The organism is Lacunimicrobium album (assembly GCF_052161635.1).
In the GTDB taxonomy this organism is placed as follows: domain Bacteria; phylum Planctomycetota; class Planctomycetia; order Planctomycetales; family Planctomycetaceae; genus SXPC01.
Window position 1 is genome coordinate 4,871,282 of record NZ_CP197413.1, and the last position, 24,688, is coordinate 4,895,969.

The 24,688-nt window shown below is 54.9% G+C and carries 16 protein-coding genes; 9 read left to right on the forward strand and 7 right to left on the reverse strand.

The genetic code is table 11. The annotated features are described in order from the left end of the window. Nucleotides 1-3 precede the first annotated feature (3 nt). The 3 genes from SH248x_RS19570 to SH248x_RS19580 all read left to right on the forward strand — a co-directional run bounded on the left by SH248x_RS19570 (nt 4) and on the right by SH248x_RS19580 (nt 1,365). Nucleotides 4-234, forward strand: a complete 231-nt coding sequence (locus SH248x_RS19570; RefSeq protein WP_459556010.1) for a DUF433 domain-containing protein — start codon at nt 4-6, stop codon at nt 232-234. Between the two features lie 8 nt (nt 235-242). Continuing rightward, on the forward strand, nt 243-599 hold the full coding sequence (locus SH248x_RS19575) for a DUF5615 family PIN-like protein (RefSeq protein WP_459556011.1): 357 nt from the start codon (nt 243-245) through the stop codon (nt 597-599). 112 nt (nt 600-711) lie between these two features. Further along, nucleotides 712-1,365, forward strand: a complete 654-nt coding sequence (locus SH248x_RS19580; RefSeq protein WP_459558628.1) for a 7-carboxy-7-deazaguanine synthase QueE — start codon at nt 712-714, stop codon at nt 1,363-1,365. Here the strand turns inward: SH248x_RS19580 and SH248x_RS19585 are convergent, their stop codons facing one another. Further along, entirely contained in the window at nt 1,366-2,484 is a 1,119-nt protein-coding gene (locus tag SH248x_RS19585; RefSeq protein WP_459556012.1) for a hypothetical protein, read from the reverse strand. It lies immediately after the preceding gene. Nucleotides 2,485-2,947: 463 nt separating this feature from the next. On the opposite strand from SH248x_RS19585, the gene SH248x_RS19590 reads away from it, so the two are divergent. The 3 genes from SH248x_RS19590 (at nt 2,948) to SH248x_RS19600 (ending at nt 11,607) form a co-directional block, all read left to right on the forward strand. Then, nucleotides 2,948-6,265, forward strand: a complete 3,318-nt coding sequence (locus SH248x_RS19590) for a hypothetical protein (protein WP_459556013.1) — start codon at nt 2,948-2,950, stop codon at nt 6,263-6,265. Nucleotides 6,266-6,736: 471 nt separating this feature from the next. Beyond that, nucleotides 6,737-7,939: a hypothetical protein gene (locus SH248x_RS19595; RefSeq protein ID WP_459556014.1), complete on the forward strand. Its 1,203-nt coding sequence runs from the start codon at nt 6,737-6,739 to the stop codon at nt 7,937-7,939. Between the two features lie 713 nt (nt 7,940-8,652). Beyond that, nucleotides 8,653-11,607 carry a zinc-dependent metalloprotease gene (locus SH248x_RS19600; protein ID WP_459556015.1) on the forward strand — a complete coding sequence of 985 codons (2,955 nt, stop codon included), beginning with the start codon at nt 8,653-8,655 and terminating at the stop codon, nt 11,605-11,607. A gap of 262 nt (nt 11,608-11,869) precedes the next feature. Here the strand turns inward: SH248x_RS19600 and SH248x_RS19605 are convergent, their stop codons facing one another. Next, nucleotides 11,870-12,265, reverse strand: a complete 396-nt coding sequence (locus SH248x_RS19605; RefSeq protein ID WP_459556016.1) for a PilZ domain-containing protein — start codon at nt 12,263-12,265, stop codon at nt 11,870-11,872. A 201-nt stretch (nt 12,266-12,466) separates the two neighbouring features. Next, a complete protein-coding gene (locus tag SH248x_RS19610) occupies nt 12,467-13,885 on the reverse strand; it encodes a sigma-54-dependent transcriptional regulator (RefSeq protein WP_459556017.1) in 1,419 nt (472 codons plus the stop codon). Between the two features lie 170 nt (nt 13,886-14,055). Here SH248x_RS19610 and SH248x_RS19615 point away from each other — a divergent pair, with 170 nt between their 5' ends. Beyond that, complete coding sequence (locus SH248x_RS19615; protein WP_459556018.1) at nt 14,056-15,258, forward strand: Fic family protein; 1,203 nt, start codon at nt 14,056-14,058, stop codon at nt 15,256-15,258. Here SH248x_RS19615 and SH248x_RS19620 read toward each other — a convergent pair. The 3 genes from SH248x_RS19620 to rpsO all read right to left on the reverse strand — a co-directional run bounded on the left by SH248x_RS19620 (nt 15,236) and on the right by rpsO (nt 19,021). Beyond that, the gene (locus SH248x_RS19620; RefSeq protein ID WP_459556019.1) at nt 15,236-15,946 is read right to left on the reverse strand and encodes a sensor histidine kinase; all 711 of its coding nucleotides are present in this window, start codon (nt 15,944-15,946) and stop codon (nt 15,236-15,238) included. The genes SH248x_RS19615 and SH248x_RS19620 overlap by 23 nt on opposite strands. 146 nt (nt 15,947-16,092) lie before the next feature. After that, entirely contained in the window at nt 16,093-18,234 is a 2,142-nt protein-coding gene (gene pnp / locus SH248x_RS19625) for a polyribonucleotide nucleotidyltransferase (protein ID WP_459556020.1), read from the reverse strand. A 517-nt stretch (nt 18,235-18,751) separates the two neighbouring features. Then, on the reverse strand, nt 18,752-19,021 hold the full coding sequence (gene rpsO, locus SH248x_RS19630) for a 30S ribosomal protein S15 (protein WP_459556021.1): 270 nt from the start codon (nt 19,019-19,021) through the stop codon (nt 18,752-18,754). A 355-nt stretch (nt 19,022-19,376) separates the two neighbouring features. Here rpsO and SH248x_RS19635 point away from each other — a divergent pair, with 355 nt between their 5' ends. After that, complete coding sequence (locus SH248x_RS19635) at nt 19,377-20,615, forward strand: putative sensor domain DACNV-containing protein (RefSeq protein ID WP_459556022.1); 1,239 nt, start codon at nt 19,377-19,379, stop codon at nt 20,613-20,615. Nucleotides 20,616-20,761: 146 nt separating this feature from the next. On the opposite strand, the gene SH248x_RS19640 is transcribed toward SH248x_RS19635, so the two are convergent. Then, nucleotides 20,762-23,095: a protein kinase domain-containing protein gene (locus SH248x_RS19640; protein ID WP_459556023.1), complete on the reverse strand. Its 2,334-nt coding sequence runs from the start codon at nt 23,093-23,095 to the stop codon at nt 20,762-20,764. 368 nt (nt 23,096-23,463) lie between these two features. Between SH248x_RS19640 and SH248x_RS19645 the strand changes: the two genes are divergently transcribed. Next, a complete protein-coding gene (locus SH248x_RS19645; protein ID WP_459556024.1) occupies nt 23,464-24,393 on the forward strand; it encodes an SHOCT domain-containing protein in 930 nt (309 codons plus the stop codon). Nucleotides 24,394-24,688 lie beyond the last annotated feature (295 nt).

Genomic DNA, 24,688 nt, shown 5'->3' on the forward strand with positions numbered 1-24,688 from the left:
TCTATGAACTTATCTGATCGCATCACTGCAGATCCCAAAGTGCTTGTTGGAAAGCCCGTCATCAAGGGAACCCGGCTAAGCGTGGACTTCATTTTGAGCCTTCTTGCTCAAGGTTGGACTGAGTCGAACGTTCTGGAGAATTATCCGAACGTCACGCATGAAGATATTCTTGCTTGCCTGGCGTACGCCTCTAGTCTTGTTGCTGACGAACGTGTTTACGCTATCCAAGGATAGATCGTCTTATGATGACTTTCCTGGCAGATGAAAATTTTCTCGGCGGTGCCGTCAAGCGCCTGCGTGCAGAAGGGTATGATATCGACTGGGTGGCGGAGAGTTCATCGGGGATTACTGACGAAGAGGTCATTGAACTCGCATCCAGAGATGGCCGAATCCTTTTGACGTTCGATAAAGATTTCGGAGATCTGGCGTTTCGTGTCGGCCTGACAGCCATTAGTGGAATCGTTCTTTTTCGAATTCCGATGTCCGATCTTACAAATGTGTCAGACCAAATTTGTAAAGTCCTTCAATCTCGTACTGACTGGACAGGGCACTTTTCCGTAATTGAGCCTGGGCGAATTCGAATGAGGCTCATGCCATAACGCTATTAAAACTGTTAAGGTCTCTAAGTGAATAACTTGCCCCCGGCGATCGCCCGGGGGTTTGTCTGTTTTGGGGTCAGGTTCTTTGAGGATTGCTGAGGTTTTTCGATCGGTGCAGGGGGAAGGGGTCTACACAGGGACCCCGTCTGTCTTTGTGCGCACCTCCGGATGCAATCTTCGCTGCTGGTTTTGCGATACGCCCTACACCTCCTGGGAGCCCGAGGGAACGAAGCGGGCGATGGATGAGTTGATCGCTGAAGTCATCGCCTATGACACCGAGCATGTCGTCCTGACAGGAGGCGAGCCGATGCTGCTGACAGAGTCGATCGAGTTCACTGCGCGTTTAAAATCAGCCGGGCATATCATCACGATTGAGACCGCAGGAACGGTCGATCGAGCTGTTGCATGTGACTTGATGTCGATCAGCCCGAAGCTCGCCAACTCGACACCGCCTGTCGAGTCAGGCTGGGCGATCCGTCATGATGCCCAGCGGAATCGCCCCGAAGTCATCGCCCGTTTGACGCGAGATTATCCCTATCAGTTGAAGTTCGTCATTGATGAGCCAGGTGACGTGAAGGAAGTCCTCAGCTATCTGAGTGAGCATCCCGGGATCGAAGCAGACCGCGTCTATCTCATGCCACAGGCACGCACGCGCGAAGAACTCTCAGGCCACCTGGATTGGCTGACCCCGCTCGCGGAGCAGCACGGATTGCGCGTCTCCAATCGCCTGCACATCGAGTTGTTCGGGCAGATGCGCGGAACGTGACTATTTCAACAAAACCTGTTTCAGCTTCGCTTCGACGAAGCGCCCGCTGGCCGTCCGCTCGTTGAGCTCGACTTCGCACATGACGTAAGGGGTCATCCAGACAGCATCCCCCGGAGCCGCGACCGCCGGTTTGCGGCGGATCAGCAAACGGGCAGCTTCTTTGAACTTTTCCTGCTCGCTGGGCGAAATGTTTTCACACGACGCTTCGCCGCGGTAGACCCAGTAACCCTGTTCTTTCTCGGCGACGACCAGTGAACTCAATACCCCGCCGCTTAATCGGAAACCAATCACGCAGCAGACGACAGATTCTTTGGCCGTCGCGTCGGGACTCCCCAGCGGCGTCCCCTTGGCGTCGGAGGCTCCTGTAAACGAATTGAGAGCCTGCTCCATCGTCATTTCGGGCTCTTCTTTGCCGGTCGCATTCGTCACTGCTCCCATGATGCAGCTGGTTTGCTTCTTCTTTTTCACGGCCATCCCGTCCAGCAGCGCGTTGACGTTCGTGCCGCCCAGGAACAGGGTCGCAAAAATAATCCCGCCCACGGAAAACGACGCCAGCCAGACTTGAATGGAAGTCCTGGGAAGCTGGTCGAACGTCCGCTTCCAGACGAGTCTCGGCTTAAGAAAAATATCGAACGGCTTGATCTCATCCGAATCGGGTAACGACTTCAGATAGGCAAACAGATGCAGCGGCAGCAGCATCAGCGCGGAGATCGTCAGCTGAAAGAAGCCGATGGTGGCCGGCGTCGGAGTCTTGGCGTACGCGATCGCGATTCCAATATCCGCAGCAGCGATCAGCAGATTGCCCACAATAACGGGCCACGCCCAGCCCGGGACCGCTTTCCAGGCATCCCAGACACTGAGGATTTCGTCCTGGCGAGACTTCGGCTCGGGTTGATCGAACGGAACGTATTTCCCGATCTTGGGATACCACCCACACTTGGGACAGAAAATTGAAGTCCCCCAGGCCTCTGTATTCGGGCATTGAGGGCAGGTGGATTTCGAGGCCGCTGATTTGGCCTCCATCTCTTGATTGATCACATCGCGAAGCGTGAGCGGAGACGGGAGTTCCGCCGTTTTTTGTTGTCCAGTTGATGACACTTTGAGCGCAGTTCGCGACATCTCTAATGCCTTCAGGGCGGAAGAGGGACGGATGTGTTACAGAAAAACTCTAGTTTTTCTGAATTGTCAGGCGTCCGGATTTGTCACGGTCGCGCCATGAATTCGACAGCCGCGAGGAAATGTGAGGGTTCTGCAGGTCGAACCGGGGAACTTTCCCGACAACTCAGTTCACAAGCTGCGGCTCGATATGCTTGCGGCGAAACCATGATGGACGCCGAGCGTGCATGGTGAGACACTGTCTTGTGGTCAATCAAGCAAAGAAGCCAGATGTGACGAACCATTGGCAGTCGACGATTCACGTGGTCTGACCACAATCCGTTGAACGGAACGGACATGGCATCACTTTTGCCCTTTAATATTACCTTCTCGTGATTTTGCTGGACGCATCTGCATCAACAATGGCGTGACGTAGCCATCCACTGGAAATAAACGACGAGAGAATCGCACCGTTCTCAAGGAGACAATGATGAAGCGAACAATGATTTGGCCCGGCGGGCTGGCGCTCGGCTTAGCGCTGACAACCCCGGCGTGGGCCCAACTGGAATCTGCCTATGAGGCAGTCCCACAAAAAGAAGGGGGCCTCGTAGAAGGCAAACCGGGAATCATTCCTCCCAGTCCTGGCCCTAACCCTACTGTCGTCCCCGGCACAACAACACAGGATCTAAATACCCCCGCTGCTACTCAAACAACAACACCTGAAGCCGTCCCCAACGCTTCACAAATCACCCCAGGTCTCGCCAACAAGGCGGATCTCCAGACGCCGGAAGAGCAAGACCAGCAACCGGCCGATGAAGAAGGCATGGAAATCTACACCCGTGGTCCACTCCACGAGGCTTTCGCAACTCCCAGCGAAACCGTGAATCCAGCCAGCCCTGTGATCGCGGTTCAACCACCGGAAGCCATCAACGAAGTTCCTCCCGAGCAAATGCCCGAAGGTACCAATGTTGTCTGGATCCCAGGTTATTGGGCCTTCGATCAAGACCTGAACGATTACCTGTGGATCAGCGGTATCTGGCGAGATGTGCCAGACGGCCGCAAATGGGTCCCTGGCTATTGGACGCAGGTCGAAGGTGGCTCGCAATGGGTTCCCGGGATGTGGATGGACGAGCAAGTCGCTGAAATCTCCTACTACCCAGAACCACCCGCCACCCTGGAACGCGGACCATCTAGTCCCGCTCCTGGCGATAGCTACTTCTACGTCCCCGGCTGCTGGGAATATGCCAATAATGATTACCAATGGCGCGCCGGCTACTGGGATCAATATCGCGATGATTACCTGTGGGTGAACTCATCGTATAACTACACGCCTGCAGGTTATGTTTATAACCCAGGATACTGGGATTACGGTCTGGCCAATCGCGGACTGGTTTATGCCCCTGTCCGATTCAATCGTGGCGGATGGAACGGCACTTACCGTCCTCGCGTTGTCATTGGATCATGGGACAACCTGATGGTCCACATGTTCATTCGACCTGGCTATAACCAGTATGCCTTCGGCAACTACTACGGCCAGAACTATGTCAACATGGGCTTCCGTCCCTGGTACAACTATGGTTGGGGTGGACGTGGCGGCTTCGGCGGCTATGGCGGCGGTCGCTACGCTTATAACCCGCTCTTCAGCTATTATAACTGGCGCTACGGCAACAATTTCTACGGTCGTCTCGATCGCTGGAACAACTATTACAACAACAACCCGGACTGGCGTCCTCGCAATACCTGGCGTGACCAACGCGACTTCGTCAGAACGGCTGGTCAGCGGAATGGCTTCGATCGCTCGATCGTGCGTAACTCGCTGATTGGACTCGATCTGAATAACAATAACCGCAATGACCTGCGGGCATTGAACATTGATCGACAACTCCCCGTCAATCTTCGACGCAACAACAACGACCTGGCTCGTAACAACGATGCCTGGCGTGATGTCGTCTCACAACGACGCGATTTCGAATCGCGCGGTCAAGGTGGCAAGAATCAGATCGAGCGTCGCGAGTCTTTGAAGATCAACTTCCCAGAGCAACTCAACAACCGATCTGATCGTCCAGGAGCAGATCGCCCTGGTGCAGATCGTCCCGGCAACGGCAACAACCGACCTGGCGCAGACCGTCCCGATGGTGATCGCCCCGGCGACAATCGACCAGGTGCAGACCGACCGGGAACAGATCGACCCGGTGCAGGCAACAACAACGACCGCGCTGACAACAATCAGCCGGGCCGAAATCGTCCTCCTCGCGAACTGAACGACATCCTGCCAAACGTCCCGGGAACCCAGGACGATGCAGCGAATGATCGTCCAGGAAGTGACCGTCCCGGTAGTGATCGTCCAGGGCGAGTTGATCGTCCAGACAACGATCGCCCAGGCAATGATCAACCAGGCAATAATCGCCCAGGACAAAATCCTGGCGATCGCCCTGGCGACAACAATGGTGATCGTCCCGGAATGGATCGTCCAAATCGTCCGGGAGATACTCCTGGACAAGATAATCCCGGCCGACCCGGAGCAGACCGTCCTAACCGACCTGATCAGCCGAATCCAACCGGCGACAACGACAAACCTGCTCGTCCAAACCAGCCGGGAACGAATCCTGATCGACCCAATCGTCCGAACCAACCAGGCACCAATCCTGACAACAAACCAGGTGTGAATCCTGGTCGCGGTGGCGATAACCCAACTCGTCCTGATCGACCAAACCGTCCCAACCAACCGGGGACGAATCCAGGAACCAATCCTGGCACGACTCCCGGTGCGAATCCAGGCCAACCAGGCGGCGGACGTCCTAACCTTCCGACCAACCCCGGCGTGACTCCTGGAAATCCAGGTGGCGGTAATCAACCCGGTAGCGGTGGCGGACGACCCGGAGCAAATCGCCCCGGTAACCAACCTGGCGCTCAGCCAGGCGCCGGTGCAGGTGGCGGCAATCGTCCTGGCGGCGGTGCCGGTAACGCAGGCGGTGGCAATGCAGGCGGTGGCAACGCCGGTGGCGGTAATCGAGGCGGACGCGGCGGCAACGACGCCACGACTGATCTCACTCGTCCTGGAATGAACCCCGCTGGAGCAACGGATCGTAACCCACGTCCGACTGATGCCAATCGTCTGGATGTGAACCGTCCTGATCGTCTTCCTCGCAACGGTTACGGAATCAAAACCGGTCCCGATGCTGGCGGTGCTCCTGCCCAGAGTGGAGCCACCAACGGCGGCAACCAACCCGGTGGTCCAAGCCCAGAACGATTGCGAACAGCCGACCCTGAGCGTGGCGCGATTGGCAACGGCGGATTAGAACGACGCAACCCAGACTCGCCTCGCGGTGGACTGACAGACCGTCCTTCGAACCCAAACCGTGGCGCCAACGTTCGTCCTCCTGTTGCTCCACCGACAGGAGCAAATGGAGCGGATCGCAGTCGCGAGCCACGCACCGTCAATCCCGGGAACCTGAACCGCGGCAGCGATTCACGCGTCCCGACGGGCACGGTTCGAGAAGCTCGTCCTTCAACAACTCCGACACGTCAAGCACGTCCAACACCAGCACCTGCAGCCCGTGAATCACGTCCCGCTCCTGCGGCTCGTGAATCAAAACCTGCTCCGACGCGTCAGGCCAGCCCACAGCCTTCACGAGAGTCACGTCCTGCTCCCGCAGCATCACGTCCTCCTGCACGCAGTAGCTCACCACCAAGCCGCGGTGCAGACCGCAGCAACGGTGGCGGTAACAAAGGCGGCGGCGGCGCTGCTAAAAGCGGCGGCGGCGGAGGTGGTGGTGGCAAAGGTGGTCGTCGCGGCGGCGACTGACATCCAATAACCCAGCCAATGTCTCTAAAGAACTGAAGGCCCCGTACGAGTGATCGTGCGGGGCCTTTTTTTATTGTCGTAGATGTGAGTCACGAGTCATTAAGACGTGCCATGCTTGCAGCTTTGAGCAAGCATGTTCTTCGATGTTCACCAATTGAGTCCAATCGCATGTTGGCTCATGACTCGAAGGCAATCACGATGCAGGCTCATTCGCTCGATTCCCGAAACTTGAGTCCAAATCTGCGACGGCGCGAACTTCGGCCAGAAAACCGCCTCCCGTGTAATCTTTTCAAGGGGCCTCGGCAGTTTGATTTAGGATCTTGAGGGAAAAATTCGATTTTCGTACAAACCCCCCGCACTTAACGGACGTCAGACACAGACGCCTGCCACAGGCCTACTGATCTCCCCCCAGACACCCGCAAGTTTGTTTGCAAATCATTTTCCTTCTCCATAGGTACAGGAATTATCCCGATGTTGTTTTCCAAGACTCGCGGCTTAGCCTGGTTGACCGCTGTTGCTGCTCTGGCTGGCTCAGCTGCTCCCGCTTCTGCTCAACTCTTCAATCAATGTAATTCCTGTGCTCAGACCGCAGCTGTCTCTTATCAGGCCCCCATGGCCTACTCTCAGACAGCCTCTGCTGCTGGCGGCACTTACTGTGTCCCACAAGTCAGCTATGTCTGCTACCGAAACGAACCAAAGACCGTCATGCAGGAAGTCCGACAGGTCGTCCGCAAGCCGGAATACAAGACCGTCATGCAAGACCAGCAGTTCACCACTTATCAAACACAATACGAGCAACGCACAGCTCAGGTCTCTCAAGTCAACTACCAGCCAGTCACCGAATACCAGCAACGCTGCGTCGACATGGGACAATGGCAGACCTGGTCGGAATGCCGCCCAAAGATTTCTTCCTGCCAGTACGACAACCGCCCGACCTTCATGGGCTGGATGAACCGCACCGGCCACTCGATCCGCAATACTTTCACGCCGAGTGTCGTCTCCCATCGCCAATATGTCCCCAACATGGTGGCTCAACAGATCCCAGTGACCCGCATGGTCGCGATTCCTTCGACCAAGGAAGTCGCCTACACCGTCGCCAAACAAGTTCCGATCACCCAGACACGCCAGGTTGCTGTGCAGGTTGTCGAGTGGAAGGAAGAAGTCCAGGTCGCTCAGGTTCCTGTCACGACTTACGAGATGAAGCCCTACGGAACCCAAACCGCCAATGGCTTCATTCCCTGGAACACCGACACAACTCGCACTGCAACGGCTCCAGCACCAGATCCTAACTTCTCTCGCAGTGCAGAAGGCAACACCGACAAGCCAACGGATACCTCTCTGCGACCAATCGATCAACGCTCCGGCATGCTGCAAAAAGCACCGGCTCCTCGTCCAGCCGTTCAACCAGCTTCTCATAACCTGCGTGGTTCGATGCAAGCCTCGAACGATGGGTACCGTCTCCTGAACAAGGATCAGATCAACGCGATCCGCAGCAACGATGCTCAACAAGTCGCGGTTTCTGTTCCACAACCTGCTCCTCGCAATGAACTCAATCAGGCCCCATCAATTGTCCAAGCGACTGGTTGGAAAGCACGCACACTGAAGGCCAACGATAACGGAGCCGGTGTTCCGGTCCTGACTCAGCCAAACGTCGAAGTCGCAGCCAACAAGTAATATTAACCCCGATCCTTTCGAGGATCACAACCGCCAGAGTTACCCCCCGCCTTCGCGTGGTCGTTCTGAAATGCCTTCCCAGTCCCCCCTCGCAGATCAGAGCGAAACACGTCCCCCGCGGCACCGGCATCACGCCGGTGCCCACTTTCTCACTTCTGTCCTCCTGCCAGCAATCATTTCCCCTCCTCACTTCTGTCTGGCGAAACGACTCCGGGCCTTCCCACCCGGAGTCTTTTCATGCGCGCTGAGGAAAATGCAACATGGCCTCATCGGACCGAACGGCTCAACCGCTACCTTTGCAGCCAGCTTCGCCAGGCCGAATGATCGACGCTTCCGACAGGCGAGAACCTTTCGACACATTCTTCAAGAACACCCTGATAAGGCAGCTGAACACCTCTGGGTGACATTCTACCTGTTTTTCGCAAATTTCCTGCCCGTACACGAACCGCAGAGGCGACATCAGGGGATAGCGGCTATTCCAGGCGTCAGAAATCGAAGTCGTCACCTGTCAGAGCGTGAAACGAACGCTCAAAACCGGTGAAAATCAGCTCGACTAGTCCACACGCTAACATGTCTCAGATTTCCTCCTTTTCCCAGTCAACTTCACTGGAAAAATCTATGATTTCCGATTCGTGACGCGTAAGATGAGAAGTCGCGCTTGTCCTTCCTGACGTATCGCTCGATACATCTCGTTTCCTGCAAAAGGGTTTGGTATGAAGTCACTTGGCTCTCGCGGCTGGTCTGCACTCAAAGTAGTCGCAGCCAGTTGCACTCTTGTCGTCTCGTCCATGACGGTCGACGCGTTCGCTCAAGGCCCCCAGGGTCCGCAACCTCCTCGTCCTGACTACCCGCCAGTTGCGGAAGTCTTAAAGGACTACACCAAGGTGGTCTCGACGGCTGATGGCAAACAAAGCCTCTGCACGATCTACCGCAACGACAAGACCGCCGACGTCCTGCTCGAACTTCCCAAAGATTACGCGACGAAGAAGTTCTTCCTCGCGCTGACCGTTGCTTCGGGTGATAAGTATGCCGGTCTGCAAAGCGGCGATATGTACGTCACGTTCCGGAAGTACGACAAGACGCTGGCGATGATTGCCCCCAATATCGATATTCGTTCGACCGGGGACAGCGAATCCAAAGCCTCGGTCAAACGCCTCTTCACTGACCGCGTCATCATGCAGGTTCCCATCGTGACGATGGGTGAAAGCGGCGGTCCAGTCATCGACGCCGACATGCTCTTCGTCAATCAGGCAGACGAATTCTTCGGCCCAAACACGGTCAACAAGCGTTTCCGTGGCATGCACCAGATCGCCAAGACCAAATCGTTCCCAGAGAACACCGAACTGGCGTTCGAGATCGTCAACGGCGCCGGCGTTCTGCAGACTCTGCACTACTCCATCAGCACCATCGAACCGACTCCTGGCTACGAGCCACGCGTCGCCGATGCGCGAGTCGGTTACTTTGTGACCGGCTACTCCGATTTCGGTAAGTACGATGACGACGAAACCCGCATGCGATACGTCAATCGCTGGCACCTCGAGAAGGCTGATTCCAAGCTCAAACTCAGCCCTCCAAAAGAGCCAATCGTCTTCTACGTCGAACACACGACCCCCGTTCGTTACCGACGCTTTGTCGCTGACGGTATCCTCGCCTGGAACAAGGCATTCGAGAAAATTGGCATCGTCGGTGCCATTGAAGTCGAATATCAGGACGCCGCCTCTGGTCGTCACATGGAAAAAGATCCAGAAGACGTCCGCTACAACTTCGTCCGCTGGCTCAACAACGATCAGGGCACTGCCATTGGACCGAGCCGCGTCAATCCTTTGACCGGTCAAATTCTCGATGCGGACATCATCCTGACCGATGGATGGATTCGTCACTTCAAAATGCAGTTCAGCGACCTGATGCCAAAGATCGCCACCACCGGCATGACTCCAGAAACGATTGCCTGGTTGGCTGATCACCCGAACTGGGATCCACGCGTCCGCATGGCCCCCGCTCACGAACAAGCCTCGATCGCTCAGAAGAACATGCTCGATGCCTACGATCAGAACTCTGCTGTCCGTGATCAACGTCCGAAGACCGATCTCCTCGGCGACGATATCTACGATGGCCTGATCAACCGCACCAGCCAGGTCAACGGCTACTGCGCCGCTGCCGAAGGCATGGGCTTCGACCTCGCCATGATGCGTCTGCACATGGCCAATCTGAACTTCCTCCAGGACGAAAAAGCCAAGGAAGAGAAGAAGGAAGAAGAAAAGAAAGATGGAGAGAAGAAAGAACTGACCGACGAGCAAAAAGCAGCTCTCGCGAAGGTTATCAAAGAGAAGACCGAGATCGAAAAGAAGAAACGCGAGTCAATGCTCGATGGCATGCCTGAAGAGTTCATCGGACCTCAACTGGCACACCTCGTCTGCCACGAAGTCGGCCATACCCTCGGCCTACGCCACAACTTCAAAGCCTCTTCTTATGTTGACCTCGACGATATCAACAAGAAGGACTTCAAAGGCGAAACTTGTGCATCGGTCATGGATTACACCCCAACCAACATTCGCTTCGACTCGGGTGAACTCCAGGGCCCTTACTGCATGATGGGCATCGGCCCTTACGATGAGTGGGCCATCGAGTACGGCTACACCCTTGAAAAAGACCTCAAGCCAATCCTGTCTCGCGTCGCTGAGCCAGGCCTGAGCTACGCCACTGACGAAGATACGATGGGACCAGATCCGCTGGCTCGTCGTTACGACTACGGTAAAGATCCTTTGAAGTACTGCAACGAGATCATGCACCTGGTCAAAAGCCATCGTGAGAAGATCGTTGAATCGTTCGTCAAAGACGGTGAGTCGTACGCCAAAGCCCGCGAAGCATACGAACTTCTCCTCGCTCAACAGATGCGAGTTCTCAACAACTCAGCCATCTGGGTCGGCGGTGCCTTTATCAACCGCGACAAGAAGGGCGATCCCAATGCCCGCATTCCAATCGTCGTCGTTCCCGCCAAAGATCAACGCGATAACCTGAAGTTCGTCATGGAAAATGCCTTCCGCGACGAAGCCTTCGGTCTCAAGCCAGAACTGATGCAATACCTGACCGTTGATAAATGGCTCGACAGCGAAGCCAGCTTCTCTTCGATCCCAGAATCGACCTGGCCAGTCCACGATCGCGTTAGTGGCATTCAAGCCTCGGTCCTGACCTTGATCATGAACCCAACGACCCTGCGTCGCGTTTATGACAACGAGTTCGTTGTCGGTGCCGGTGCTGATTCTCTGACTCTGGCTGAACTGATGAGCTCTGTCTCTGACGAAATCTGGTCAGAACTGAAGAATGTACCCAAGGAAGAAGCCAACGAGCGTCAGCCTCTGGTTTCCAGCCTGCGTCGCAACCTGCAACGTGAACACCTCGGTCGCCTGATCGATCTGTCGCTGCCAGGTGGCAACACTCCGTCTGCGAAATCTGTTTCAACGCTGGCTGTGGGGCACCTCACCAAGCTCAAAGCCGCAATTGAAACCTATCTGAAGGATGGCGAAGGCAAAGTCGACGCCTACACGCTGGCTCACCTCGAGTCAGCCAAAGTAGCCATCGATAAGGCCCTCGAAAGCCAGATGATCTACAACGCCCGCGATATTCGCGGCGGCGGCGGTGGCATCACGATCCGGATGGGCCAGGAATAATCTCCTGATCTGACCGGAAGAAACTAAAAGGCCTCGGAAGAAATTCCGAGGCCTTTTTTTATTGATTCGTTGAGGAGAAACCAACTCTGATCTCTTACGAATCACAGTTGAAGCCAGCGCGGTCACAAAAGTCGTGCCATGCTCACAGCTTTGGGTGAGCATGCTGGTTTGTTTGATGTTGTAGCGTCCAGAACATGCTTGCCCCAAAGCTGCAAGCATGGCACATGGAGGAAATCCGTGCTGAATCAAGTGATGATTGGTATCAAAGAGTGACTTCTTCAATGTACTTGACGCCATACTCATAGAAGCCTTCATGGACTTCGCGGTGGCGCATGATCCGGCTCAGCATGTATTTCTCACCCAGCTTGATGATGAGGTGCGTCGCCTGAGTCTCCAGGCGTCCGAATGTCAGAAACGCCAGTCCCCCCTGGGAAATGTTGCGTGTCCAGACATCGATGACCTGGCGCGGAAAGACATCGCCCAGCGCGCTGCGGGATTCTGGTACGATCACCATCAGTTTGGTTTGAAACGCCTTCCGCTCATGCGTCCGCTTCGGCGTCGCATGGCAATTGAAGCGTTCATCCCACTTTTGAAGCATGGCAAGAACGCGGATAGCAGACGTTTCAAGACGAGGATTCGTGGCTTGTTCTGTCAACATAATGGCGAGCCGTGCAGGAGACTGTGTGCAGGAGGTGAAGGATCATTCCAGCCTAGCTCGTAGATGGCTCGAGGCGCGCAGGCCGCATTGGTCCAGAAATTTTCAGTGGAAATCCTGCAAGAAGTAACGTCTGTGACAGTTACAATGCGATGAAAATCACCCGGTACGCCGCCAGATGCTTGTCGATGACCGCTGAAATCCTCAGCTCTTCAGATCGTATTCTTTAATCTTGCGATACAGCGTGCGCTCCCCCATGCCGAGCATGTTGGCAGCTTCTTCCCGTTTGCCATCCGTGATTTCCAGCGCCTTACGGATGTAATACTTTTCCACTTCTCGCAGGTCCTTGCCGATCAGGGCATCCTGACCGCCGCTGGCAGAATTGGCGAGCTGTTCTTCAGCATCCGCAGGCAGCGGGCTGATCTCGTCGGGGAGGTCATTGACGTCAAGGATTCCATCCGTATCGAGCAGAAGCATCCGCTCCATCACATTGCGAAGTTCCCGGATATTGCCAGGCCAGTCGTATTGCCGCAGCGCAAGGCGGGCCGATCGCGAGATGCCGACGACTTCCTTGTTGTAGATCCGAGTGAAATCTTTGAGAAAGTGATCCATCAGCAGCGTGATGTCATCGCGACGTTCCCGCAACGGCGGCAGATTGATGTCGACGACTTTCAGCCGGTAGTAAAGGTCCTTGCGGAACTTGCCTTCTTCAACCATCTGAGCCAGCGGAGCATTCGTCGCAGCGACCAGGCGGACGTTGACCGCCTTTTCCTCGTTCTGCCCGATGCGGGTAATCTTGCGGTCCTCCAGAACGCGCAGCAGCTTGATCTGCGTATCCATCGGCATCTCGCCGACTTCATCCAGGAACAACGTCCCGCCGTTGGCGTACTCGAATTTCCCGATCCGTCGCGTGATGGCTCCCGTAAACGCGCCGGCTTCGTGACCGAAGAGTTCGCTTTCGAGAATGCTGTCAGGAAGGGCAGAGATATTCAGCGGAACAAACGGCTTATTCTTACGCGGGCTGTTCTCATGCAGTGCGCGGGCGACGAGCTCTTTCCCCGTTCCGTTTTCCCCCTGGATGAGAACGGTCGCATCCGTCGGGGCGACGTGCCTGATTTTTTCGATGATGTTTCGCATGGCAGGATTACTGCCAATGACCCCCTCGAAGCCGAATTTCTCGTCGAGACGACTCCGCAGATCCGCGTTCCGCTTAATCAGACGCACCCGACTGGAGGCCTTTTCGACCGCAGTCCGAAGCTCATTAATATCGAGCGGCTTGGTCAGGTAGGTGTAAGCGCCCCCCTGCATCGCCGCGACCGCGGAGTTGATCGTGCCATGACCGGTGAGGATGATGACTTCGGCTTCCGGAAGTTCCTTTTTGGACTTCTCCAGAATATCGAGCCCATCGACATCGCCCATCCGCAGGTCAGTAACGACGATGTCGAACTGATCGCTCTCAATCAACTCAAGCCCCCGCTGCCCGGTCTTCGCGACCGTGCACTCGCAATTCATGCGTCGAAGACTATCCGCAACCGCCTGCCCGTGCGTCTCATCGTCATCAACGACGAGAACGCGAATGGTAATACGGTTGAGATCAGCAGGATCGGTATTGTGATCGGGCATAAGGGGACGAAACCAAGGCTGCCAAAACGAGCAATTTATGACGACGGCACATTGTAGCCAGAATGGCAGTGATTTTCTCCTCACATTCGAAAAGAGGTGAGGAGTCAAATTTTTTAATTTCGAATGATAGCGATTAAAGAAAATGGGTTAGAATTTTAATCGCACGACGAGTGACTAAAGAGTTCTTTAATTCAGAAGCAGCAGCCATGATTCCAGGGAAATACGAAACGGTAATGACCTTGAGAGGCCCTCTTCAAGCGTTCGTTCCCAATCCATTACCGCCTGATTGGGCGATGCCGACAGAAATATGGACGCACATCGTTACCGCAAGAGAATCTCTGGCCGAACTGAAGGCTCTCGGCGCACTGCTTCCGAATCCAGAGCTTCTGCTCAGGCCGCTTCAAAAACAAGAGGCGATCTCAACGTCCATTATTGAAGGAACTCGTGTGACGCCCCAGCAGTTGATGCTGTTTGAAGCCGAGCAAGAGGAAGGGGAGTCTTCGCATTCCAAGGAAGATGAACAGGAGGTTTACAATTCTCTGCTGTGTATTCGGTACGGAATTCAACAACTGGAGCTGCTGCCGTTTTGCAATCGTTTACTCAAAGGAATGCACGAGATATTGATGACTGGAGTTCGAGGAGCCAACAAAAAGCCCGGAAGTTTCCGTGGTCCCTCCGAGCAGGTCCAAGTCGGTCGATACGCGCCACCTCCCGGGCTATATGTCGATCATCTGATGTCCGATCTGGAGCGATTCTGTAATCAACTTCCTGATCAGATTGATCCATTAGTCGCTATTTTGATGGTTCATTTTCAGTTTGAAGCGATTCACCCATTCCTTGATGGCAACGGTCGTGTCGGCCGGACGTTGTTGTCGTTGATGATATATAAATGCTTTGCCCATACCTCGCCGCTGCTTTACATGAGTCCTTATTTCGAGGCCCATCGGCAAGAGTATTATGATGGATTACTCGGAGTCAGCCAGCAGGGAGACTGGGAAACATGGATCCGCTTTTGTTTGAATGGAGTCACTGTTCAAGCCAGAGAAGCAATCATGCTTAGTCAGCAGATTGTTAAGGCAAGAGAGCAATGCATTCGATCACTCGTCGGAGCGACAAAGCACAGCTTGAAGCTAATTGACTTGCTATTTCAATTCCCAGCTCTCACGATCAACAAGACAAAACGAGTACTTGATGTCACCGCGCCCACTGCAAAGAAAGAGCTGGAAGTTCTAGTCGCAAGCAATATCGTTAGTCAGACGAAAATAGGTGCGAGGTACTATTATTGGGCAAAAATACCGCTGCTCAATCACGAGCTGATTCTTGCAGACTTCCGGAATTCTGCTGATGTTTTCAATGACTTGACGGCAACGTGATCACAAACCTCGTCCCCTTGCCCGGTGTGGATTCGCAATGAATCACCCCGTTGTGGGCTTCGATGATGCGCTTCACCGTAGGTAGTCCCAGGCCTGAACCGGAGACCTTGGTTGTGAAGAAGGGTTCGAACAGGCGTGGCAGCAGTTTATCGGAGACGCCCGGGCCGGTGTCCATGACCGTCAGGACGACGGCGCCATCCTTCTGGTAGGTTTGAAATTCAAGACGTCCACCTCGTTCCATCGCCTGGAAGGCGTTGCGGGCGAGATTGAGCAGGGCTTGTCGGAAAAGGCGCTCATCGATCAAGACCGTCGGCAGATCGCTGGTCAGGTACGAGGCGATTTCGATGTTCTTGGCTTTTGCTTCCGGGCCAATGAAGTTGAGGAAACGTCGGACAAGTTCCGAAAGGTCGCGTGGCTCCTGTTCGAGGTGGCCTAAGCGGACGAACTGGGTGAATTCAGACAGCGTCTCTTCGAGTGTAAGACACTCTTTCTGAACCGTCAGCAGACGGGCAAGCATGCGCTGGTCGCGCGGAGTCGCACTGGGTTCGAGTTCTTCGACGAGCAACTGGATGTTCATCGAGATCGAAGACAGTGGATTGCGAATCTCATGAGCCAGCCCACCCGCCAGTTCCACAAGTTCAACAGCTTCTGCACTGGTGAGTTGATCGTTGGAAGAAGAAGTGCTCATGAGGCGACTCACAATAAGAAAGCGGCTCTCGACAGAAAATGTCTCGAGCCGCTGATGTTTTCATTGAGCCATGAACGTCTTTTGAATCTTCTCATCGACAAGCCTCTGCAAGAGACTGCAAGGAGGCTTGTGATGAAGATTTTCGATTAGACGTCGTCGTCGTTGTCTTCGATGACTTCGTCTTCGCCGCCTTCACCTGGCTCTGGAGTCAGGAGGACTTTGCGAGACAGTTTGACGCGGTTTTGATCATCGACAGCGATGACTTTCACCTTGACCAGATCGCCGATTTTAACGACGTCGTTGACAGAACGCACGTACTCGTTGGAAAGTTCACTGATGTGACACAGGCCGTCTTTGCCAGGTGCGATTTCGATGAAGGCACCGAAGTCCTTGATCGCGATGACCTTGCCGTTGTAGACGCGACCAACGCGAATTTCTTCAGTGAGTGCTTCCACGCGAGCGAGGGCGACGTTCAGCTTCTCTTCGTTCGGAGCCGAGATGAAGACCGTACCGCTGTCATCGATATCGAGAGTCGAGCCCGATTCTTCCTGGATCTGACGAATCGTCTTCCCGCCAGGTCCGATGAGCAGACCGATCTTGTCGGTTGGAATCTTCATCGTACGCAGACGTGGTGCGTATGGAGAGAGTTCTTTGCGAGGACGTCGGATCTCGGCGAGCATGACCTTCAGCAGTTCAATACGAGCACCACGAGCTTGTTCCAGCGTCTTGGTGATGATCTCGCGATTAATGCCGTCGATCTTCAGGTCGAGTTGGATACCGGTGATTCCCTTTTGGGTACCGGCCACCTTGAAGTCCATGTCGCCGAAGTGGTCTTCGTCGCCCAGAATATCGGTGAGGAGAATGTAGTCCTTACCTTCTTTAACAAGACCGATCGAGATACCAGCAACTGGTTGTTTGATCTTCACACCAGCATCCATCAAAGACAGAGTGGCGTTGCAGACCGAAGCCATCGAGCTGGAACCGTTTGATTCGGTGATATCGCTGATGACGCGGATCGTGTAAGGGAACTCGGCGATTTCTGGAATGACCGGCTCAACCGATCGCTCAGCCAGGGCTCCGTGACCGATTTCGCGGCGACCTGGGCCACGCAATGGCTTACATTCCCCGACCGAGTAAGGAGGGAAGTTGTAATCGAGCATGAAGCGTTTTTCGTGCTCGCCGAACAGGTTCTCGACTCGCTGGGCGTCGCGGGTCGTTCCCAGGGCAACAGTCGCCAGTGACTGGGTTTCACCGCGTGTGAACAGAGCAGAGCCGTGGACGCGAGGAACATTGCCGACAACGCAGGTAATCTGTCGCAGTTCGTCTGACTTGCGGCCGTCCAGACGTGTGCCATCCAGAGTGATTTGTCGGACGACTTCTCGCACGACGTAATCGAAGGCGTTGGCGAAATCAGATGGCTTAAGGCCGTCGGCTGTTTCGGTGGCACCTTCTGGGAAGTACTTGGCTTTGAGTTCGTCTTTGACAGCGCGAACGGCTTCAGCGCGTTCCTGCTTCATGCCAGATGTCTTGGCAGTGCGGATTTTTGCAGCCGCTTCGCTGCGGATCTTGGCGATGAAGGCGTTCTCGGCTGGCTCTGCAAATTCTGGTCGTTTAATGCCCGTGGCTTTGACCAGTTCGTCTTGAAGATCGCAGATCTCCTGAATGATTTCATGACCGTACATCAGGGCATCAACCATGATGTCTTCTGGAATTTGCTTGCCGAACCCTTCGATCATCAGGATCGAATCGCGAGTACCAGCGACGACCAGATCGAGTTCGCTTTCCTTCAGCTGAGCATGAGTCGGGAAGGCGACGAATTCGTCATCGATCAGACCGACGCGGACGGCTCCGATCGGGCCTTTGTAAGGAACCGGCGCCAACATCAGGCCAGCAGAGGCACCATTGATCGACAGAATGTCCGGCAGGTTCTCGCCGTCAACCGACAGGACGGTCGACATGATTTGCAGTTCTTCGCGGTACCACTTAGGGAACAGCGGACGAATCGGGCGGTCCGTCAGACGCATTGTCAGGACTTCGTGTGTACTTGGCTTTCCTTCGCGCTTCATAAAGCCGCCAGGAAATTTACCAGCCGCTACGTAGCGTTCGCGGTAATCAACAGTCAGAGGGAAAAAGTCCAGGTGAGCAGGCAGAGGACCGTTCTGAGTCGCCACCAGAACAACGGTTTCGCCATATTGAATCAGCACCGCACCGGCTGCCTGTTTAGCAACTTCACCGGTGGTAATTGTCATTTTACGGCCAGCAATTTCACGTTCTACTACTGTTTTCACGTCGATAGATTCCTAACTACTTGTTGATTGTCACGACTTGTTAATGATCAAAAATGATGGTTTGACTGAATAATTATTTGACTGATGCCAGAAAGTCAAAATGGAGAGTCAATCAAATAAAGCCCTAAGGTCTGATCGATCAGGAGCAAAACTTCTCCCGCCGAGTTTCGTTACGACGCCAACCGCCTGCGAACCCTTTCAAGCATTGCTGCGTCTGCCTGCCTGACTGTTGCCAAACTAACCGTGTACCCGATTAACTGTGCTGCTCATCGCCGAGCACTGCAACCGACCCGCTGCGAAAACTCCGTCCTGGATTCCTTCAATACCAAAACAAAAATACGTCCTGCCGACTCGTCTCCTGCCACCAAGGCAGCGGAGATTGATGAGCACTACCGTCAGCAAGCGACGTGTTTCACCGACTTCCCGGAAAATCACCACATCCAAAACCAAACCACTCAACCAATCCAACCAGCAAAAACGCAAAAACCCAGCGTCATCGGCTGGGTTTTTCGTTCCACTATTTTCTCAGTCCCAGATCGGCAATCATTTCCAGATAGCGATTCGGATTTTTTCGCTTCAGGTAATCGAGCTGGCGTCGTCGTCGGCTGACCAGCATCAGGAGACCACGTCGTGAAGCGAAATCTTTATTGTGTCGCTTCAGGTGGGCGGTCAGTTCATTGATACGGTGAGTCAGAACGGCGATTTGAACATCTGGAGAACCGGTATCTTCGTTGTCACGACGATATTTCCCGATCAGTTCCGTCTTGATTTCTTTGGTGATCGACATTAGGTCAAAATCCTAACTAATTAACTGCAAAATACTTAATTCAAATTCTGCTGCTCAAAGCCGAGCCCCTGCAGTTAAGAGCGACGTCCCCGAACATCACGGATCGACTGTCATGCTAGCGATGGCTGATGCGTCTCGACCGACAGACTGTCTCCCTCGTGATCAGCCCGACAGTATAACGTCCCTGACAGCAGTTTCAACTCAAGCAGCCCTTTCCGCTCAACCGAGAGCTTTTTTGACGAGTAAATCCGAGAGCAAGGAAGGCTTTTCTGGCCGTTTCACGTCTGTCTTAACATCCAGATGCAGCGTACGATTGACGACAGTCGTTCCCGCCAGACCGTTCGGAAGGATCCGCATGACCGATATTCAACTTGAGCAGCCAACCGATCACACTCGGCAGGATTTCGCGACTCTTCTCCGCCCGATCGATATTTTCGAAGGCCCCGATGAACTGACGTCGATGCTCATGCCGTTTTTTGTCCCCGAGGCTGCCGGCATCACCAATCTGGGTCGATTGATCAAACTCCTCTACCACTCCAGTCTGATTCCCGACGAAGGTCGATATCCCCGGTTTCGAGTCATCTGTGGGCGGGAATCCTTCGGGCATCATGTCGAGTTCGCTGCTCCCCATCCGAAAATGAACACCGTCGAAGCCATTCGGAAATTGGCCCCCGCCGTCTCGGATCTCAACACCGCCTTACGTTTGGTCGACGATGGAGACGGGGGCTTCTCGGCCTTTCAAATCCTGGATTTTCAGGAACACTCCGTCCGCAGTAACCCCGAAGAATTCTCCGAAGTCTCCCTGCCCGACGGCACCCTGACCGTCCGCGTCGATGGCCCCGGCGAACTTCGCGCGACGATTCAACCCGGCCCGGTATTTCACTTGCGCGGCAATCGCATTCGAGCGCTCGTCGCGTTTGATAAAGCGGTCATTCCGTTTCGTGAACTCGTCAGCCGGATGTGCGCAAAACTCAGAAGCCAGTTCGAAGCCGTCGCCGCAAAACCTTTGCCCTCTCCCGATATCCTCGTCGATGGTTTCCTCTACATGTGGGCAACGATGATGGCCGACGTCATCAATTCCCCGCATGGCGGCGCGTTTCTCATCGTCCCTGATCGCGAGGGAAGTTGTGTCGAACCAAAGTTCCTCGCCAACGGCAATCTCTTCCAGGCCTACGAAACAACCGTCATGGCACTTGCAGAGAAAGTCGGCGACGATGGCTCGGAAGCCCGCAAATTCTGGCTGCTCCAGCGAGAGCATCTCCTGCGCGTCGCACGCATGTTCGGACGCCTGTCTGCCACCGACGGGGCTGTCCAGTTTGATCGTGATTTGAACCTGTGTGGCTTCGGGGCAAAAATCATCGGCGCTATCCCCCGCCTGCCCCTTTTCGACGCCGTCACCCAGCGCCCGCTCGACGAACGTCTGAGCACCGGGATGCGACACCGCTCAGCCGCAGAACTCGTCCGCGCCGTCCCCGGCGCCATCGCCTTCGTCATCTCCCAGGACGGCGACCTCACCAGCTTCTACAGCAACCAGGAAAAAGCCTTCCGCCTCTCCAACCTCGATGCCTGGGGAACAGTCTCGGACTTCCTGTAAGACTTCCCAATGGACTCACAGTGGTCTGGAGAATCGTGCCATGCTTGCGGCTTTGAGCAAGCATGCCAGCTGTGCGTGAGGATTCCGAGCGCACAACAAGTTCCCAGAGCATGCTTGCCCGAAGCTGCAAGCATGGCACTCGCCTCCTATTGATCAGAGAACAGAAACAGGCCCACGCTCGCTCGGTTGGTCATGTCGTCCAGCAGAATCGGCTGGTAGTAATAGGTCCGTTCGTCGGTCGAGATGCGTCGATAGTCGAACTGCGACGTGGCCGACTTATTCGTCGGAATCAGGCTGGAAATAGACTGACCAACGTCTTGAGAAGAAATCAAATGGCCGGGCGGGTAGCTGTCCATAATCGTCCCGTCGTCGCTGGTCAGCAGGACGCTCTGCGTGACCTTCATATTGTTGGCCGCAAGCTTTCGGAAGACTTGTCGGAAATCCATTTCGATCCCCAGCGCACCATACAGTTCGCCCGTCACCTGATCAAAAATCGGAATCGCAGCCGTCAGTTCCAGGGGATCGCCCGGGCGGTGTGCAGGGACTCCAGACTCCTTGCCTAACAGGACAGGATCCGTCGTCAGATAGACATCGCCCGACTGCAGGGACAGGATCGTCTGCAGTTCTTGATTGATTGGATACAGACGCAGACGACTGGTCGGAACATTACGCACCGAGCCGATCTCGTGTCGCGTACGTTCGAGTCGGATCACCTCCGTGAACTGCTTGGTATTGCGATCAAGAGAGCCCAGCCAGATGGTCAGGTATTCGGTGTTCGCCCCCATCAGTCCACTGAGGATGGTGTGAATACGCTCGACAGCCTCCTTTTCGTCATCCGATCGCTTCACGCGGAAATCGATGAGTGTCTGGACCGGGGGAATGGACGCCATGAAACGCGTGTTGCGAGCCAGACTCGAAGCCGGGTTGCGCAGGTTGTCGCCAAGTTGACGGGCTTCGCCTTTCAAGGCCTCAAAGCGAGTTTCCCGTTCATGCTCAGCCGAGCGACTGGCATCGATGGCTGAGTTGACGCCCACCACGAGTAGCGTGATCAGAAGCGTCGCCGCAATCTGTGAGAAGCGTTGATGCGCGGAGATCCAGCGCTGAATCCGCTGCCAGTTGGTTTCGCGATAAGCCGTCGTTTCTTCACCCGCAAGATAACGCTGGACATCATCAGCGAGTTCAGATGCCGTTTGATAGCGAGCATAACGCTTCTTCGACATCGCCTTATAACAAATGGCATCCAGCGCAGCCGGGATAGAGCTTCTGTGTTCGCGTGCCCGAGGTGTCGGGCGTGAGACAATCGTCGACAGGATCGTCGCGATCGAGGAATTGCCAGCCATCGTCGAGTTGCGTTCCGTACGATGCGGAGCCGTCCCGGTGAGGATGCAAAAGAGAATCGCACCCAGACCATAGATATCGGTCCGTTCGTCAATCTCGTCCTGACGGCCCGTCGCCTGCTCGGGAGCCATAAACATCGGTGTCCCAAGGATCTGACCAGCGACGGTCCCATGAGCCGACTGTCGCTCGTCCGCATGCGTTTCAATACTATCGATCAGCCCTTCATCGCCAATGAGCTTCGCCAGTCCCCAGTCGAGAACGATAACCTGCCCGTAAGAATCAAGTGCGACGTTCTCGGGCTTGAGATCGCGGTGAATGACCTTGCGCGAGTGAGCATACGCAATCGCCTGGCAGATGCTGGTGAAGGCATTCAGCAGACGCTGCAGCAGCATCTTGGATTCAGTACCAGATTCGATCCGTTCATGGTACTCGTTAATGAGATCCTGGAGGTTCTGCTTCCCCAGGAACCGCATGACATAGAATTCCTGTTCATGCTTCTCATCGACTCCGAACTGATAGATCGGGACGATACTCGGGTGCTCGAGTCGTCCGGTCAGTTCCGCTTCGCGCTGAAACCTGCGGACAGCAGCAGGAGACTGATGGATGCCAGTGCGGACTTCTTTGATCGCGACGAGCCGACTGAGCATTTCGTCATGGGCCAGCCACACCGTCCCCAGTCCTCCCTGGCCGAGTTTGCGCACAAGGCGATAACGACCTTTGGCCATCCGCTGGTCAGAGCCATCGCTGGCAACCTGATCATGATGGAACCCAAGCAGTCGACCAAGTCGGCCACTCCCATCGATCACATCAACGATGGAACTCCCCTGGGAACTGAGCCGAGTATCGCGCGGACCGGTGTTTCGAGAGCCTTGCTGGATTGAATTATGAACCTGATCGATCAATTCACGTCGGTTCTCTTCCGTCAAGGCACCGACACGAACCAGGTACGCGCCCAGCGATTCCTCGCCATGGATCGTCCATTCATGGACGGTTTTCTTGAGATCATGCTCGGTGAGAAAACCACGCCGGACGACCTCAGCCGCGAAGACGATGTCGTACTCTTGCTTGGTCAAGCCGCTGAGTTGTTCGATCGGCTCATCGTCTTTGGAAATATAGGTCGCTTCGTTGTTTTCGATCGCCATGGAGGGGGACTGTCGGGGATGAAAAGTGAAAATGCGGGTGTTTGGGTGAGTTCTTCAGTCTACTCTGATGGTGGACACGACGAGAAAGAGGATTCGCGATTCATTTCCGGAATCTGGGAATATTGGGAAGGATATTCCGTGGCCAACGCCCCTGTCCGCGTCACCACAGGCGCAGTTCGGACGGAATCAACAGGATTCACGTCACGCCTCCTATCGCTCGGACGGCGGGTTGCGTAAGATAGGCGGTCAACAAAAAACTACCTGTGCGGGATGGCACAGTGCAATTTTCGATGCTTTCGGTAATCTGACTCGACAAAAGGATGTGTGGGCGGACACCACTTGATTCCTTTTTTGAAGAGACGCGCTCCATGGCTAAGTTATCAGATTCCGGTCAACAGTATGTGACGAGTATGGCCAAGAAGTACGGCCTCTCCGAAGACGCAGTGACCCACATGCTCGTCGCGATCAGCAACGGCCACGGCTCAATGGCCCAGTTCAACCACCCCGAATTCGGCGGCTACGGCCAGTGGATGCGCGGCGGCATGACGATGGTCAGCGACCTGTTCAACTACCAGTTGAAATCCCGCGTCGACGGCATCTGCAACGACCTTGCCAACGCCATCGACAATCACCAGATCACCCCTTACACCGGCTCCTTCCAGTCACAAAGCCAGGGCAACGGTTACGACAACCAGGCCCAGGCCAACGGCGGCGGGTTCGGCCAGAACAACCTCTTCGCACCCGATCCGGAAGCCAACTGGTGGCCAACGGAGATCGGTTCGCCGAACGCTACCGGTTCCCAGAACAACGTCAAATACGCCTACTTCGCGAACACCAATCGGCTTGCCGTGAAAACTGGCAGCGAAGTCTGGGTTTACGACACCCTCAACCACAACATCGGCGGCTTCGGCCAGCAGCAAGGCTCAGGCGGTTCGATCACCTTCACGAGTCAGTTCGGCACTGTGAATTTGTCAACACTCCCCGTCGTCATGAAAAACGGCGTCAAGCAGCAGCCCGCCCAACCCGCGAACTCCCCCCCAATGAATTCGCAGCCAGCCCCGCCACAACCTGCTCCCTTACAGCCTTTTTCATCGCCATCGGCATCCATGTCGTACAGTGAACCAGCCCCGAGTGCACCAGTTTCGAATTCACTATCGCCAAGTTCAGCATCTCCATCAGCAGCCGGTGGTTCGAATATCCTGGAAACACTCGAACGACTCGGCTCTCTAAAAGACAAAGGCTATATCAGCGACACAGAGTTCAATCAGAAGAAGGCAGAACTGCTCAGTCGACTGTAACAAAACGGAGTGAGTGTCTTTGGAAGTTTTCCCAGCGTGCCATGCTTGCGGCTTTGAGCAAGCATGTTCTGAACGCTCCCACGTCAAACGAAGCAGCATGCTTACCCAAAGCTGTCAGCATGGCACGACTTTTGTGACCGCGCGGGCTTAAATTGGGATTGGTATAAGACGGACTGAGTGTCTTTTAACGTTTGGCTTTCATGCGAAAATTGAGGATTCCGTGAAAGCCAGCGGGGCTGTCGTCGTCATCCTTCCTGTCGCCTTGCGCACCGTGTTGGACGTTGCGGCGAGGCAC